At 62.4% G+C, this 15615-nt stretch carries 14 protein-coding genes; 4 read left to right on the forward strand and 10 right to left on the reverse strand.

The features are described from left to right. Positions 1-111 precede the first annotated feature (111 nt). From QMY55_RS17060 to QMY55_RS17105, 10 genes are all read right to left on the reverse strand, one after another. Complete coding sequence (locus tag QMY55_RS17060; protein ID WP_027016815.1) at positions 112-414, reverse strand: helix-turn-helix domain-containing protein; 303 nt, start codon at positions 412-414, stop codon at positions 112-114. Beyond that, the gene (locus QMY55_RS17065; protein ID WP_003462995.1) at positions 398-781 is read right to left on the reverse strand and encodes a type II toxin-antitoxin system RelE/ParE family toxin; all 384 of its coding nucleotides are present in this window, start codon (positions 779-781) and stop codon (positions 398-400) included. Before QMY55_RS17065 ends, QMY55_RS17060 begins: the two co-directional genes overlap by 17 nt. A gap of 137 nt (positions 782-918) precedes the next feature. Further along, the gene (locus tag QMY55_RS17070) at positions 919-2118 is read right to left on the reverse strand and encodes a tyrosine-type recombinase/integrase (RefSeq protein WP_003462997.1); all 1200 of its coding nucleotides are present in this window, start codon (positions 2116-2118) and stop codon (positions 919-921) included. 226 nt (positions 2119-2344) lie between these two features. Continuing rightward, on the reverse strand, positions 2345-3301 hold the full coding sequence (locus QMY55_RS17075; protein WP_283485345.1) for an NAD(P)H-dependent flavin oxidoreductase: 957 nt from the start codon (positions 3299-3301) through the stop codon (positions 2345-2347). A 98-nt stretch (positions 3302-3399) separates the two neighbouring features. Then, a complete protein-coding gene (locus QMY55_RS17080) occupies positions 3400-5190 on the reverse strand; it encodes an acyl-CoA dehydrogenase (protein WP_283485346.1) in 1791 nt (596 codons plus the stop codon). A 63-nt stretch (positions 5191-5253) separates the two neighbouring features. Further along, positions 5254-6405, reverse strand: coding sequence for an ABC transporter substrate-binding protein (locus tag QMY55_RS17085; RefSeq protein WP_283485347.1), 1152 nt, complete (start codon positions 6403-6405; stop codon positions 5254-5256). A 138-nt stretch (positions 6406-6543) separates the two neighbouring features. Further along, entirely contained in the window at positions 6544-7476 is a 933-nt protein-coding gene (locus tag QMY55_RS17090; RefSeq protein WP_283485348.1) for an electron transfer flavoprotein subunit alpha/FixB family protein, read from the reverse strand. A 14-nt stretch (positions 7477-7490) separates the two neighbouring features. Then, the gene (locus QMY55_RS17095; protein WP_283485349.1) at positions 7491-8240 is read right to left on the reverse strand and encodes an electron transfer flavoprotein subunit beta/FixA family protein; all 750 of its coding nucleotides are present in this window, start codon (positions 8238-8240) and stop codon (positions 7491-7493) included. A gap of 315 nt (positions 8241-8555) precedes the next feature. Continuing rightward, positions 8556-9335 (reverse strand): enoyl-CoA hydratase, encoded by a 780-nt coding sequence (locus QMY55_RS17100; RefSeq protein WP_283485350.1) that lies wholly within the window; start codon positions 9333-9335, stop codon positions 8556-8558. A 41-nt stretch (positions 9336-9376) separates the two neighbouring features. Further along, complete coding sequence (locus QMY55_RS17105) at positions 9377-10336, reverse strand: histone deacetylase family protein (RefSeq protein WP_283485351.1); 960 nt, start codon at positions 10334-10336, stop codon at positions 9377-9379. A gap of 36 nt (positions 10337-10372) precedes the next feature. Between QMY55_RS17105 and QMY55_RS17110 the strand changes: the two genes are divergently transcribed. The 4 genes from QMY55_RS17110 to mltB are packed head-to-tail and all read left to right on the forward strand — an operon-like array spanning position 10373 to position 15601. Beyond that, a complete protein-coding gene (locus QMY55_RS17110; protein ID WP_283485352.1) occupies positions 10373-11293 on the forward strand; it encodes an AAA family ATPase in 921 nt (306 codons plus the stop codon). A gap of 35 nt (positions 11294-11328) precedes the next feature. After that, positions 11329-12366 (forward strand): DUF58 domain-containing protein, encoded by a 1038-nt coding sequence (locus QMY55_RS17115; protein ID WP_283485353.1) that lies wholly within the window; start codon positions 11329-11331, stop codon positions 12364-12366. Beyond that, positions 12363-14462, forward strand: a complete 2100-nt coding sequence (locus QMY55_RS17120) for a transglutaminase family protein (protein WP_283485354.1) — start codon at positions 12363-12365, stop codon at positions 14460-14462. The genes QMY55_RS17115 and QMY55_RS17120 overlap by 4 nt, the downstream gene beginning before the upstream one ends. A gap of 11 nt (positions 14463-14473) precedes the next feature. After that, a complete protein-coding gene (gene mltB, locus QMY55_RS17125; RefSeq protein WP_283485355.1) occupies positions 14474-15601 on the forward strand; it encodes a lytic murein transglycosylase B in 1128 nt (375 codons plus the stop codon). Positions 15602-15615 lie beyond the last annotated feature (14 nt).

The raw sequence follows: 15615 nt of genomic DNA on the forward strand, positions 1-15615 counted from the left end.
AGCCTGAATATATTTGAAAATTTGCTCTTGGCCGTCTTGCTTCCCCTGCCGACGCCATTGCTGCTCGATCAAGTTAACTTGTAGCCAACCCACCTCAAAATTGACTAGCCATCAGATGATGGCCTGCAAGCCCTTGTCTGCAATTAAGTTGAGCAGCTTGAGCGCCGGGCCGGCCGGGCGAGTCTCGCCTTGCTCCCACTTGCGCACGGTCGATGCCGTGGTATGCAGGTGCAGCGCGAACACCGGCTGACTGAACTTCAAGCCTTCGCGCAGGCGCTTAATGTCGGCCGCGTCGAACTCCCGCACCGGCGGCGGGCAAATCGCGTCAAACTCGCGCATCGTCACCTTGCCGATGGCTCCTGCCTCGTGGAGCGCCGCCAGGTCGCCGCGCAGCGATTCAATGATCTTGCTCACAATGCACCTCCATTAACACGCCAACCTGCAATGCTTTCGACAGGGCTTCTGCAGTCAGTTCCAGAAACACCTTGCCGGCGAATTGCAGCGCCTTCTTCTCATCCTGCGTGACGTTCGCCTTGTCGCTCTTGGGGAACCCATGTAGGAACACATAGCGGCTGCCAATCCTGGCCGACAGCAGCGTGCGGTAGCCGCCGCTCTTCCCACCACCGGGACGGGCCACCCGCTTCTTGTAGAGGAAGCCGCCCAAGTCCGCATCAATCAGACCGCTTTCCATCTCCTGAACTGCCTTGCACAATGCAGCATCGGGCAGCTTCTCGCCCGCCTGCCACCGTGCAAAGTCCTTGCGCTTGAGGATGCTCTTCACATCAACCTCCAAACTATACCCGTAACGGGCATATCTTTCAATCCCTTGCCGTACCACCACGAGAGGAACGGTACGCTCGATTGTTGTGACAGCGACACGACAATCGGGACAGGCAAGGCTGGGGTACCGGCCGCCGCTCATACCGTAGCTTCCGCAGGGCACGATGCGCCCGTAATCGCCAGCCGCCGACTCGCTACCAGTTCGGCGGCATCCCGTACAGGCTTGTCCTCGGTATGAACATAGTGCATAAACATCGCCACGGTCTTGTGACCTGTGAGCTTCATGCCCACCTTGGTTGGCACGCCCGAGTTGGCAATATCAGTGGTCGCCCGGTGGCGAATGCCGTGCGTGCCAACGTGCGGCACACCAGCGGCCTTGAGCACGCGAGTCCAGCCGCCGTAGTGTTCACCGTGGGTCATGTGCCGAGTCGGATCGTTGGGCGAAGGTAGGACGTAGGGGCAGCCTTCCCGGCGCGGCGCTGTGGACAGCAGCCGATAGGCTTCCTCGCTCATGGGCTTGGAGATGCCGCCGGTCTTGCTGTCAGGCCAGACGACGCGGCGCTTCTCCAGATCAATCCAATCCCACTCCAGCGGGCAGATTTCGGAGCGGCGGGCGGCGAACTCGAACTGCAGGCGGATCGCCAGCGGGATGACGTAGTTCTCCAGTCCCTCAGATTCCAGATACTTCAGGTGACGGAAGATCCGCACCAGCTCGTCATCCACGATGAGCCGAGTTTCCTTGCCGGGCGGGTACATCGGGACGTGACGGCACGGATTCGTGCCGTCAGGGCGCAGCCCCCACACTTCGGCCAGGTTGAACATCTTGCGCAGCACGCCGAAAGTGCGGTTCGCCTCGGCTTGCTTGTAGGCCAGCTTCTTCATCAGCGCCGCCACGTCCGGGCGCTTCACATCCTGCACCTTCATCCGGCCCATGATCGGAATGATGCAGCGGTCAATCACGCCCTGATAGCCGCGCTGCGTGCTGGGCTTGTTGCGCTGTTTGGAATAGTCCTCCATGAAGGTGTGGCAAAACTCCTTCATGGTCGGTGCCTTGCGGGCGGCGTTCTTGGCCGCGCCGGGGTCGCCCCCCCTGCGCACCTCGGCCAGCCACTCCTGCGCCATCGTGCGTGCCTGATCGACCGTCAGTTCCCCGTACTGGCCCAAGGCGGGCTTGCGTCGCTCGCCGGCATTCGTGCGGTACTGGAGCATGAACACCTTGCGGCCCGCCGGGGTGATCTTGCACAGAAAGCCAGGCACCACGGTATCCCGCAGTTCGATGGCCTTGTCTTGAGGTTGCGCCGCATCGACTGCGGACTTGGTGAGCTTGATCTTCGCCATGATGACTCCTCGGAAAGCCCGGTTTCCAAGAGCCGCATGGGAGCCACGCGAGGGGAAGCCGGGTCAAGTTTCGGAAAGCACCGGCATATGTTGAACTCGCCTAAGTGATTGATAAACCTGCTGTATCGAGCCTTGGCGTAGTCCAGCGAAATGCGGTGCTGGAGTCATCGTGAAACAAAAAAACGGCACCCGAAGGTGCCGTTTTCAATGTTGGAAAATCCAGGAATCAAGCGCCCAGCAGACGCGATCTGGCTTGTGCATATTCGCGCTTGAGTCGCGCCACCAACTCTGCCGCAGGCACGACTTTCTCGATGGCGCCAATGCCCTGACCACAGCCCCAGATATCCTTCCAGGCCTTCTGGGCACCACCGCCAAAGTTCATCTTGCTGGGGTCGGACTCGGGCAGATTGTCCGGGTCCAGACCTGCTGCACGAATCGAAGGCGCCAGATAGTTGCCGTGCACGCCTGTGAACAGATTGCTGTAGATCACATCGTCAGAGCTGCCATCGACAATCGCCTGTTTGTAGGCCTCCACGGCGCGCGCCTCCTCGGTGGCGATGAAGGCCGAGCCGATATAGGCAAAGTCCGCACCCATGGCCTGGGCAGCCAGTACGGCATCGCCCGTTGAAATCGCACCGGACAGCGCCACGGGTCCGTCAAACCACTGACGAATTTCCTGAATCAGCGCAAACGGGCTCTTCACCCCTGCGTGGCCACCCGCGCCGGCTGCCACGGCGATCAGGCCGTCGGCGCCCTTCTCGATGGCCTTGCGCGCGAACTTGTTGTTGATGATGTCGTGCAGCACCACGCCGCCCCAGCTGTGCACGGCCTGGTTCACGTCCTCGCGCGCGCCCAGGCTGGTGATGACGATGGGCACCTTGTACTTGGCGCAGACCTGCATATCGTGCTCCAGGCGGTCATTGCTCTTGTGCACGATCTGGTTGATGGCAAACGGCGCCGAGGGGCGATCCGGGTTGGCCTTGTCCCAGGCCGCCAGGGTTTCCGTAATTTCCGCCAGCCAGTCCTCCAGTTGCTCGGCTGGGCGAGCATTGAGGGCAGGCATGGAGCCAACAACGCCGGCCTTGCATTGCTCTATCACCAGCTTGGGGTTGCTGATGATGAACAGCGGCGAGCCGATCACCGGCAGGGCCAGCTTTTGCAAAACAGATGGCAGATTGGACATGACTTGTCTCCTTGTTGGTATTTTCTCAGGTCAAATTGGCCGCTAACGCTTATCCATCAAGCGTCAGCAGCTCTTGTTTCAATAGTAGCCAATCAGGCTCAGAACTGATCCATGGGCAATGCCATCACACTGGCCGCACCGTTGATCACGGCGTCGGCCTGGCCGGGCACCCGCGTCAGAATGTGCTCGGCGTAGAACCGGGCCGTCGCCAGTTTCGCCTGCATGAATGCGGCGTCCTGTCCCTTTTGCAACAGCTCCTGCGCCACCAGCACCGAGCGGCCCAGCTGCCAGCCGGCGACCAGATTGCCGGCCAGCATCAGATAGGGCACGCTGCCCGCATACACGGCATTGGGGTCGGCCTTGGCCTGCTCGACGATGAAGTCCACCACCCGCACAAAGGCCTGGCGGGCTTCGCCCAGGTGTTTGGCCACGGACCGGGCGATGTCGCTGCCGCTGGCCTTGAGCTCGCCTTCGGTTTTTTCGATCTGCGCGGCAATGGCCTTGGCGGTCTGGCCGCCATCACGCGCGGTCTTGCGGCCCACGAGGTCATTGGCCTGGATGGCGGTCGTGCCTTCGTAGATGGTCAGGATCTTGGCATCGCGGTAGTACTGCGCAGCGCCGGTTTCCTCGATGAAGCCCATGCCGCCATGCACCTGCACGCCCAGGCTGGTGACTTCCAGGCTCATCTCGGTGCTGTAGCCCTTGACCAGGGGCACCATGAATTCATAGAAAGTGGCATTGGCCTCGCGCACCGCGGCATCGGGATGGTGGTGGGCGGCGTCATAAGCAGCAGCGGCCGTGGTGGCCATGGCGCGGCAGCCTTCGTTGCTGGCACGCATGGTCATGAGCATGCGGCGCACATCGGGGTGGTGGATGATGGTGGCGCTGGCCTTCACGGAGCCGTCGACGGGGCGGCTTTGCACACGCTCCTTGGCGTAGGCCACGGCATGCTGGTAGGCACGCTCGGCCACGGCAATGCCCTGCACGCCCACGGCGTAGCGGGCTGCATTCATCATGATGAACATGTACTCAAGGCCACGGTTTTCTTCACCTACGAGATAACCGATGGCACCACCGTTGTCGCCATACTGCAGCACGGCCGTGGGCGAGGCCTTGATGCCCATCTTGTGCTCGATGCTGACGCAGTGCACATCGTTGCGCGCGCCCAGCGAGCCGTCCTGGTTCACGAGGAACTTGGGCACGACAAACAGGCTGATGCCCTTGACGCCTTCGGGCGCCCCGGCCACGCGGGCCAGCACCAGGTGCACGATGTTGTCCGCCATATCGTGCTCACCGTAGGTGATGAAGATCTTGGTGCCGAAGACCTTGTAGCTGCCATCGCCCTGGGGCTCAGCCTTGGTGCGCACCAGGGCCAGATCGGAGCCGGCCTGGGGCTCGGTCAGGTTCATGGTGCCGGTCCACTCGCCGGTCACCAGCTTCTCCAGATAGGTGGACTTGAGCGCATCGCTGCCGGCCGTGAGCAGGGCTTCAATCGCGCCGTCGGTCAGCAGCGGGCACAGCGCAAAACTCAGGTTGGCGCTGTTGAGCATCTCGATGCAGGCCGCACCGATGGTCTTGGGCAGACCCTGCCCGCCGAAGTCCGTGGGGTGCTGCAGGCCCTGCCAGCCGCCTTCGGCGTACTGCTTGAAAGCATCGACAAAGCCAGCCGTGGTCGTAACCACGCCGTCCTTGAAGGAAGACGGGTGCAGATCACCGGGCACGTTGAGCGGAGCGACCACGCCCTCGCAGAGCTTGGCGCATTCTTCGAGCACAGCCTGGGCGGTCTCCAGGCCTGCGTCTTCAAAGCCGGGAATCTGGGCGACCTGATCGATACGGGCAAGGTGCTCCATGTCGAACAGCATGTCCTTGATGGGGGCGGTGTATGTCATCGTGCTTGAACTCCTGAAAAATGGCCCGTCAGCACTGAGCACTGCGGGCCTTGTTATCGCTGTTTACTGAGTCACCCGCCCGGAGGCGTTGACAATGGACAGGTCCACATACTTGGACCCGATCTGGGATCCGGGGCGATACCCCACCCAATAGCCACCCAGGTCATAGGCATCGAGTGTGCGCAAGGCTGCAGTGACCTTCTCGGGCGTCACCGGCTGGCTGCGGCGCATGGCCTCGACGATGACCTTGGCATTCACATAGCCTTCCATCATCGCGAAGCTGACTGGCACCTCCACAGACTTTCCAGCCGCCGTCACCGCATCGCGGAATTCCTTGTTGAGCTTGGCCGAGACCTTGTAGGGACTTGGCACGACCTGGGCAATCGACAGACCGCTGATGTATTCCACCGGCAGGCGCTTGGCCAGTTGCTCGATATCGGCCTCTGCCGTGGCATACACCTGGGCATTGCCGCCATCCATGCGATACGCTTCGACAAAAGCAGCTGTCGTGGGGCTGGAGGCCACCACCAGCACGGCCTGGGCGGGAGTCTTGGCAGAACGTAGTTGCTCCACCGTCTTGTCCACCGAAGACTTGTTCTTGATCGACGCTGCAGACACCAGCTTGGCACCGCTTGGTGCAACGGCCTTGCTCACCAGATCGTTCAGCGCCTGCGCATCTGGCCGGTCTTCAAACACCAGGGCCAATCGCGTGATGCCCACGGTCGCCAGATGCGTGGAAATCTTGTTCATCTGTTCGGCCAGACCTGCGCGTGTCGCAAAAAACTGGCTGGACCCCAGCACCCGCGTATCCGTGCTCTGATAGCCAACCACGGACAGCGGCGAGGACTCCAGCAGCTTGCTGTCGATCAAGGCCGTCATATTGCGATTGCCGAAGAATCCGGCCAGCACCACGGGCTTGCTATCGCTGAGCAGCTTGCGGGTCTTGCTCACCGTTTCCTCAGGATGGCCCACATCGTCCACGACCACCAGCTCAACCGATTGCCCTTGAACACCGCCCGCCTTGTTGACCTGATCGAAATACAGCTTCATGCCCTGGGCATAGGCCCGGCCCTGCGTCGCGTCAGCCCCCGACAAAGGCGCCACCTGACCCACCGTCCAGCCTGCGGCCTGGGCCATGAATGCAACACCACCACACACCATGGCTGCCGCCACACGAAGCGTGCTCGGCACGCTACCCCAGCGCTTGCTCATCATTGATTGCGTCCCTCCAAAAAACAGTCACCGACAGTGACCAGACCACTCCGGTTTTATTGTTCAAGCATTTCTGCGCGCCCGGTTCAGCCGCCTATGGAAAAAGAGGGGCTATCAGCCCCTCTTTTGATGTGCACCAAATTACAGCGCCTTGACCAGCTCCGGCACAGCCGTGAACAGATCCGCCTCCAGACCGTAGTCAGCCACCGAGAAGATCGGCGCCTCCGGGTCCTTGTTGATCGCCACGATCACCTTGGAGTCCTTCATGCCCGCCAGGTGCTGGATCGCGCCCGAGATGCCGGCTGCGATGTACAGCTGAGGCGCAACGATCTTGCCGGTCTGGCCGACCTGCAGGTCATTGGGCGCGTAGCCCGCGTCGACAGCAGCGCGGCTGGCACCGATGGCGGCACCCAGCTTGTCGGCCAGGGGCGTCATGACTTCCTGGAACTTCTCGGCCGAGCCCAGGGCGCGGCCGCCGGAGACGATGATCTTGGCAGCGGTCAGCTCGGGACGGTCGCTCTTGGTGACTTCACGGCCCACAAAGGCGCTCTTGCCGGAATCGGCCGCTGCAGCCACTGTTTCGACGGCCGCCGAACCACCGCTGGCCGCTGCAGCATCAAAGCCAGTGGTACGCACGGTGATGACCTTGACGGCATCGGCGGACTGCACGGTGGCAATGGCGTTGCCGGCGTAGATGGGGCGCTCGAAGGTGTCAGCGGAGTCCACCTTGGTGATGTCGCTGATCTGGGCCACGTCCAGCTTGGCGGCCACGCGAGGTGCGACGTTCTTGCCCGAAGCGGTCGAGGGGAACAGGATGTGGCTGTAGTTGCCAGCGATGGCCAGAACTTGAGCCGCCACGTTTTCGGCCAGGCCATCCTTCAGCGATGCGCCATCGGCGTGGATGACCTTGGCAACACCGGCGATCTGGGCGGCGGCTGCGGCCGCAGCGCCAGCACCTTCGCCAGCCACCAGCACATGCACATCACCGCCGCAGGCCTTGGCAGCCGTCACGGTGTTCAAGGTCGCGGTCTTGATCGAAGCGTTGTCGTGTTCTGCAATAACGAGAGAAGTCATTTGTCGTTCTTCCTTTAAATCACTTTGGCTTCGTTCTTGAGCTTGTCGACCAGGGCCGCCACATCGGCCACCTTGACGCCAGCGCCGCGCTTGGCGGGCTCGGCGACCTTCAGGGTCTTGAGGCGCGGCGTCACGTCCACGCCCAGATCTTCGGGCTTGAAGGTATCGAGCTGCTTTTTCTTGGCCTTCATGATGTTGGGCAAGGTGACGTAGCGGGGCTCGTTCAGGCGCAGGTCGGTGGTGATGACGGCGGGCGTGGACAGGGCCACGGTTTCCAGGCCGCCGTCCACTTCACGGGTGACATTCACCTTGTCGCCGGCGACTTCGACCTTGGAGGCGAAGGTGGCCTGGGGCAGGTCGGCCAGGGCCGCCAGCATCTGGCCGGTCTGGTTGGCATCGTCGTCGATGGCCTGCTTGCCGCAGATGACCAGACCCGGTTGCTCCTTGTCCACCAAGGCCTTGAGCAGCTTGGCCACGGCCAGGGGCTGCAGCTCGACATCGGTCTCGACCAGGATGCCGCGATCGGCACCGATGGCCATGGCCGTGCGCAGGGTTTCCTGGCACTGGGCCACGCCGCAGGAGACGGCGATGACTTCGGTGACCACGCCTTTTTCCTTCAGGCGCACGGCTTCCTCGACGGCGATTTCGTCAAAGGGGTTCATGCTCATCTTGACGTTGGCGATGTCCACACCCGTGCCGTCCGATTTGACGCGGACCTTGACGTTGTAGTCCACCACGCGCTTGACAGGGACCAATACCTTCATTGCTGCGGCTCCTTAATGATTAATGCATTGACGTTTACGTAAACTGGATTCATTTTATGCGGCGCTGCAACACTCTCCGAACAATTTTCCAGACAATCTTTCTGGAGATCTTCAGCTCGGGCCATCTCAGGCACCGGACACAAAAAGAACGACCGTTCTATTTTATGCACGACTTCCAGGAAATCGGCTATCTCTCAGGAGTCAGCCTAGGGTAATACCTAGGCCTGCGATTGATGCGAGCGCCATGCCAGCATCCAATCCGGCGACACGCTAACACCTCTGACGATGGCTTACGTCGTTCAAATGGACGGGCACTCACCGCTGCCACTGCGGTGCGCGCTTTTGCGCAAATGCCTGAGCGCCTTCCTGCGCATCGATATCGAGCATATTCGTAGCCATGGTCTGACCTGCCAGCTGGTAAGCGGACTCCAGGCCCATTTCCCGCTGCCTGTAGACCAGTTCCTTGCCCATGCGGATCGCCATGCGAGGCTTGCTCACAATGGAATCGACCAAGGCATCCACGGCCTCGTCCAGTTGCTGGGCAGGTACCACTCGGTTGAGCAAGCCATAGTGCAGCGCCGTTGGTGCATCGATGAATTCACCGGTCAACAGCATCTCCATGGATTGCTTGATGGGCATGTTGCGCACCAAAGGAACACTTGGCGTGGAGCAGAACAGCCCATACTGGATGCCGCTGGTGGCAAAGCGGGCCTGGTCACTGGCCACGGCCAGATCGCACTGCGCCACCAGTTGGCAGCCAGCCGCCGTCGCAATCCCGTGAACTCTCGCAATGACAGGCACCGGCAGCTTCTGGATCGACAGCATCATGCGACTGCAACTAGCGAACAGTTGCTGGTAATAGGCCAGCTCGACATGGGTCGCCATGTCCTTGAGGTTATGCCCCGCGCAAAAAGCCTTGCCCTGAGCAGCCAACACCACCACCCGGGCCCGGGAGTCTTTGGCGACCGTATCCAGCGCCTGCTGCAGCTCCATCAACATGGCTTCGCCGAGCGCATTGAAGCGCTGCGGATCATTCAAGGTCAGGCGCACCACGCCGCGCTCGTCCTGCTGAAACTGGATCAAGGAATCTGTCACCACTGCCTCCTTGCGAATGGACTGGAAATAGGACTCAAGCGTCAGATATCGGCCAGCACACGCAGATGCGCTTCCACGCTACGTGCCAACGCCTCCATTACATAACCGCCCTCCAGGCAGGAGACGATGCGCCCGTTGGAAAAGCGCCGGGCAATATCCTTGATGCGCGTGGTAATCCAGGCAAAGTCGTTTTCCGTCATGCCCAACTGCCCCATGTCGTCGTCACGGTGGGCATCGAAGCCAGCACTGATGAAGATCAGTTCGGGCTTGAACTCCTCCAGCCGCGGGATCCACATCATCTCAACGATCTCGCGAATGTCCATGCCCTTGGTATAGGCCGGAATCGGCACATTCAGCATATTGGGCGCAGGATCCTTGTCACCGCTGAACGGATAGAACGGGTGCTGGAAGATGCCGCACATCAGCACGCGCTCATCACCGGCCAGTATGTCTTCCGTGCCATTGCCGTGATGCACGTCAAAGTCGATCACCGCCACACGCTTGAGATGGTGGCGCTCCAGCGCATACTTGACGCCGACCGCCACGTTGTTGAAAAAGCAAAAGCCCATGGCCTGGTTATGCGTGGCATGGTGGCCTGGCGGACGCACGGCGCAAAACGCGTTTTCCAGCTCACCCGCCAGCACCGCATCGGTGGCAGCCAACGTGGCACCCGCAGCGCGCAGTGCGGCCTTGAAGGTGTAGCGATTGATGGAGGTATCGGTATCGAGCTGACGATGCTCGGGTCCGCCCGCCGCCAGTTCCTGCTCCAGCCGGCCCGTCAGCCCCTGCAGCGCAGCGATATGCATGGGGTCATGCGCCAGCTCGATTTCGGCCAATGAGGCCACGGGCACCTCGCAGCGCTCCAGTGCATCGCCCACACCGGTGATCAGCAACCGGTCCTCTATCGCGTCAAGCCGCGCCGGGCACTCCGGGTGTCCCGGGCCCATCTCATGCAACCAGCAATCCCGGTGGGTGAAATAACCTGTCTTGCCCACAGCCATGTCTCCGCTATCGCTTATTTAGGATATGTTTCTGCCATGCATGCACAGAACACAATTAATGCGCTTTTGAGTCAGCTTAACACGGTGATGGAGGGGAAACCGGATCAGGTCAGGGATGGGGTGGCCTGTCTGCTAGCGGGCGGTCACCTGCTCATTGAAGACGTCCCGGGCGTGGGCAAGACCACGCTGGCACATGCTCTGGCGCACAGTTTTGGCTTGCAGTTTTCCCGCGTTCAGTTCACCGCCGACCTCATGCCCAGCGACCTCACGGGCGTGTCCATCTATGACCGCGGCCAGGAGGCTTTTGTGTTTCATCCTGGCCCGGTATTTGCCCAGGTGCTGCTGGCCGACGAAATCAACCGCGCCAGCCCCAAAACACAGAGCGCGCTGCTGGAAGCCATGGAAGAGCGCCAGGTCACGACCGAAGGCAAGACACACAGCCTGCCCTCGCCTTTCTTTGTGATTGCCACCCAGAACCCGCTGGAGCAACTGGGCACCTTCCCGCTGCCCGAGAGTCAGCTTGACCGTTTTCTCATGCGCATCAGTCTGGGCTACCCGTCACGCGATGCCGAGCGCAAGCTGCTCGTCGGCAATGGCCGCCGCGCCGCGGCCGATGCCCTGCTGCCCGTCATCTCCCAGCAGGAGCTGCAGCAGTTGCAGAGTGCCGCGCTGGCCGTGCATGTCAGTGACGCCCTGCTCAACTATGTGCAGGACCTGATTACCGCCACGCGCAACGGACAATGGTTTGCCCAGGGGCTGTCGCCGCGTGCGGGCATTGCGCTGCTGCGCGCTGCCAAGACCGTTGCCCTGATGGAAGGCCGCGACTATGTGGCCCCCGATGATGTGCAAACCATCCTGCCGCAGGTGATTGCCCATCGCCTTGTGCCCGTGGGCCATGCGGGCCGCGGCGCGGTGGAGCAGGTGCGGGCCATGATGCAGGCCGTGCCTCTGTCCTGATGCTGCTGATGAACATCAGCCATGAATTTCGTAGCATGAAGCGCTTTATCAGCAAGGGCCACAAGCCAGAATCCCTCAAATTACCCCAAGCACGCAACGCTTTTCACGCCTGGATGCTGGCACGCCTGCCGCGCAACGACCAGCTCACCTTGACCCAGGGCAATGTCTATATCCTGCCTTCTCGTGCAGGCTGGGCCATGCTGGCCACGCTGATCGTGCTGCTGATTGCGGCCATCAACTACCAGCTCAACCTCGGCTATCTGCTGACCTTTTTGCTGGCTGGCAGCGCTGCAGCCAGCATGGTCGTGGGTCACGGCAATCTGCGTGGCTTGCAGCTCAGCCTCACTCACAGCGGCACGCAGGGCGGCTGCTTTGCTCATGCTCCCTGCCCCGTGCAGCTGAAGCTGCACAACGCCCGCCCATCAAGGCGCTGGGGCATAGGCCTGGCACTGAGAGATGCCGTACGGACCAGGTCCGAAGGCCATTCCTGGACCTGGGTGGATGTGCCCGAGCAAGGGGATGCAGCCGTGCAACTGAGCTTTGTGCCAACCCAACGCGGCCAGCAGGAATTGCCCGCCATCACGGTTCTGACGCGCTACCCGCTGGGAGCCTTTCGTGTCTGGGCGCTGTGGCGGCCTGCCAGCAAGGTCTGGGTCTATCCAGCCCCTGAAACCCATGCGCCGCCCTTGCCCGCCGCCAGCCCCGAAGCCGGCGGCCGCAGCAGCGCCCAGGTGCGTAGCGGTGAAGATTTCGATGGCGTGCGCGCCTACCAGAATGGCGACCCGCTCAAGCTGGTGGTCTGGAAAAAGGCGGCCCAGTCGTTTGCCGCAGGCAGCCACCAACTGGTCAGCCGCGACCGGCCATTCGCCCACCATCACCGCCTCTGGCTCGATGTGCGCCATACGGGCCTCGCCGACCATGAGGCCCGGCTTTCGCGCCTTACGGCCTGGGTGCTGATGGCCCAGCAGCAGGGCCGTACCTGGGGCCTGCGCCTGCCCGGAGGCCAGGAGATCGCCCCCGGCAGCGGCGCGCAGCATGCCACGCGCTGCCTGGAGGCATTGGCCGCATCATGAGCAGTACCGCACCGATTTCTTCCGGAACGAGCTGGCAGCAGAAGCTGGGCTCGCTGCCGCGCGATGCGCGGGACACCTTGTTTCTGCTCGCCGTCATTGCCTGGATCATGCTGCCCCAGGCGCAGCACATGCCCTGGTGGAGCAGTGCCTTTGCGGCAGCCCTGCTGCTGTGGCGCGCAAGACTGGCTCTGACGGGCACGGCCTTGCCCGGCCGCTGGGTGCTGGCCGGGGCACTGGTCATTGCCATTGCCGCCACCTGGGCCGCGCACAAAACCATCGTGGGCCGCGACGCCGGTGTGACGCTGGTCGTCATGCTGCTGGCGCTCAAGACCTTGGAGCTGCGTGCACGACGCGACGCCATGGTGGTGTTCTTCCTCGGCTTTTTCGTGCTGCTGAGCAACTTTTTCTATTCCCAGTCCCTGCCCACGGCTGCCGCCATGGTGCTGGGATTGATGGGACTGCTCACGGCCCTGGTCAATGCCCATATGACCGCTGGCAAGCCACCTCTGATGCAGGCGCTGCGCACCGCAGCCAAGCTGGCACTCTGGGGGGCACCGGTCATGGTCGCGCTGTTTCTGTTCTTCCCGCGCATGGCGCCGCTGTGGGGTGTTCCCGCCGATGACCTGGCCGGCCGCAGCGGCTTGTCGGAAAACATGCGCGTGGGTGAAGTGGCCTCGCTGGCCATGGATGACAGCGTGGCACTGCGTATTCGCTTCGATACGCCCGGTGAGAAAGAGCCACCGGCCTCCACGCTGTACTTTCGCGGCCCTGTGCTCAGCCAGTTCGATGGCCGCAACTGGCAAGCCGATCCGGTCAGCGACGCCATGGCCCTGCCGCAGTTGCGCGTGAGCGGCGAGCCCATACGCTACCAGATGCTGATCGAACCCAGCAAGCGCCGCTGGCTGACTTTGTTGGATGCCGTCAAGGCCGAGCCGCAGATTCCGCCAGGCGCCTCGGTAGGTCGCTTGCGCATGACAGCCAGCCTGCAGTGGCTGAGCTGGCGCCCGATCACCGATGTGCTGCGTGTCGATGCACAAAGCTATACCGAGTTCAGCCACGGCCCGCTGCAACCAGCACCTGAACTCAAGCGCTATCTGCAACTTCCGGTGGGCAGCAACCCGCGCACCTTGGCGCTGGGGGAGCAACTGCGCTCCCAGCTAGGCGCAGATGCAAGTGCAACAGCGCTGATTACCGCAGCCCTGCAGCGCCTGAAAACCGGCGGCTACACCTACACGCTGGAGCCCGGCGTCGTGAACACCATCCATACCGCCGACGACTTCTGGTTCGACAGCAAGCAAGGTTTTTGCGAACACATCGCTTCGGCCTTTGCCGTGCTCATGCGCGGCATGGGCGTGCCTGCGCGCATCGTCACCGGCTATCAGGGTGGCGACCGCAACCGCGTGGACAACTACTGGACCGTGCGCAACAGCGACGCCCATGCCTGGACCGAGGTCTGGATTGCCGGCCAGGGCTGGACCCGCGTGGACCCCACCGCCGCCGTTTCGCCAGGGCGCGTCGGCCAGTTTCAGCGTCTGATTGCACCACGCGGAGCCATCGCCAGCGCCGTTGGAAATTTTGTCGATGTGAGCACGCTGGAAAAAATGCGGGCCATCTGGGAGGCCGTCAACAACCGCTGGAACCAGTGGGTCATCAACTACACGCAAAGCCGCCAGCTCAATCTGCTGCAGAGCCTGGGCTTTGAATCACCGAGCTGGACCGATTTGCTGCGCCTGCTGGCTGCCAGTTTGAGCACGCTGGCCCTGCTCTGGCTGATCTGGGCCCGCGCCACACGCCCACAGCGCGACGGCTGGAGCCAGCTCATGCACAGCGCCAGGCTGCGCCTGCAACGCGCGGGGCTGGAAGGCGGCGCCAGCATTTCGGCCCGTAGCCTGGCCAGCTCGGCACAGTCCCGCTGGGGCGCCGATGCCAGCTCTGCCTCTTTTGCTGCAGCCTTATCCGACTGGCTGCTGGACATGGAGCGGCTGCGCTATGCCGCGCCCAACGACAATATGCCATCCGAGCTGAATGCATTGCGCCAACGCTGGCGTCAGTTGCAGCGCCAGCGCTGGCCCCAACCTCTACCCCATCAAGCATGAGCATTCATTCCATGTTTCCCAAGCGCTTCACCGCCGCCGCCACAGCCGTCCTGAGTCTTTGCCTGCTGGCTGCCAGTGCCAGCGCAGCACCCCACAAAAAGACAAACCGCAAGAAAGCTGCTCCCGTAGCCGCAGCCAGTGCTGCCGCAGCGGTTGTGGCCTATGCCAGCCGCGACGACGCCATGCAACTGGCCAACGATATTGCCGTCCGCCGCGATCTGCCGGCCGACTGGGTGCGCGCGCAACTGAGCGAGGCACGCAATCTGCCCGTGGTCACACGCCTGATGACGCCGGCAGGCAAGACCTTCGTGAAGAACTGGACCGTGTATCGCAGCCGCTTTATCGACCCTGTGCGCATACGCGCCGGCGCCAGCTTCTGGCAGGCCAACCGCCAGGCGCTGGAACGTGCCGAGCAGCAGTTTGGCGTGCCGGCCGAAATCATCGTCGGCATCATCGGTGTGGAAACCATCTACGGCCGCAACATGGGCAATTTCCGCGTGATGGATGCACTGGCCACGCTGACGCTGGACTTTCCCCAGTCCCACCCACGCGCCCAGGCTCGCACCGACTACTTCCGGGGCGAGCTGGAGCAGGTATTGGTCACGGCCAACCGCACGGGCAGCGATCCGTTTGCACTGCGCGGCAGCTATGCCGGAGCCATGGGCCTGGGCCAGTTCATGCCCACCAGCTGGGACAAGTATGCGGTCGACTTTGACGGGGACGGCCGCATCGACCTGTTCAACAGCGCCAGCGATGCCATTGGTTCAGTAGCCAACTACTTCATCGGCCATGGCTGGAAGCCCGGCCTGCCCACCAACTTCGCCGTAGACATGCGCGCCCAGGGCGAGAACCTGGCAACCCTGCTGGCACCCGATATCAACCCCACATTCACTGCCGCGCAAATGGCCGAGCGCGGCGTGCGCGTGCTGGGTGCCGAGGGCTATGAACGCCCTCTGGCGCTGATAGAGCTGAAAAACGGCAGCTCCGGCCCCACCGAATACATCGCGGGCACCGAGAACTTCTACGCCATCACACGCTACAACTGGTCGGCCTTCTATGCGCTGTCCGTCATCGAGCTGGGCCGCGAGGTGCATGAGGCCTACCTGGCCAGCCAGAGCACCGCAGCAAGCCGGAACTGAAGAAAGTCCGACTA

The organism is Comamonas resistens, from assembly GCF_030064165.1.
GTDB classification, from domain to species: Bacteria; Pseudomonadota; Gammaproteobacteria; order Burkholderiales; family Burkholderiaceae_C; genus Comamonas; species Comamonas resistens.